Below are 737 nucleotides of genomic sequence, written 5' to 3' on the forward strand. Positions count from 1 at the left end.
CGGTTCTATCACTTTCGCGCCGGCCGGCTGACCGCAATCAGCGATGTCTACGGCAATCGTCTGACCCTGCAACGCGATCGCTCCGACCGCATTCAGCGTCTGGACAATGGCGCCGGCCGCTCATTGCTGTTGCGTTATGACCGCACGCAACTGGTGGCGGTCGATTACCAAGTTTTTGTTCAGGGCGAGTGGACCACCGAGCAGAACCTCGCCACCTACAGCTTCGATGCGCGGCAACGCCTGTTGATCGCGACCAACGCAGTCGGCGACAGCGAGCGCTACGACTACGACGACCACCACGTCATCCTCCAGCGCCAGTTGACCGGCGGCGCGAGCTTTTTCTGGGAGTGGCAGCGCGAAGGCAAAGCGGCGCGCTGCGTGAGGCATTGGGCGTCGTTCTCGCAGATGAACACCCGTTACGTCTGGAACGATGACGACGCCAGCGTGACCGTGCATTACGTCGACGGCACCGAAGAAGTCTACGTCCACGACGAACGCGCGCGGCTGGTGCGCCAGGTCGCGGCGGATGGCGGCGAGCAGCTCAAGGCCTATGACCAGCAGGGTCGTTTGATCGCCGAGCAGGATGCGTTGGGCGCGGTCACCGAGTATCGCTACGACGAAGTCGGACGGCTGATCGCGCTGATTCCGCCGGACGATGCACCAACGTCCTACGAGTACCGCAACGGTTTTCTCTACAAGCGTTGCCGTGGTGATGCGGTGTGGATCTACCGACGCAA

The 737-nt window shown here is 62.4% G+C and carries 1 protein-coding gene; it reads left to right on the top strand.

The features are described from left to right. Positions 1 to 737, top strand: a 737-nt coding sequence (locus PspCFBP13508_RS27315; RefSeq protein ID WP_161984093.1) for an RHS repeat domain-containing protein, incomplete at both ends; no start/stop codon positions are given.

This window comes from Pseudomonas sp. CFBP13508, assembly GCF_005233515.1.
In the GTDB taxonomy this organism is placed as follows: Bacteria; Pseudomonadota; Gammaproteobacteria; order Pseudomonadales; family Pseudomonadaceae; genus Aquipseudomonas; species Aquipseudomonas mercuritolerans.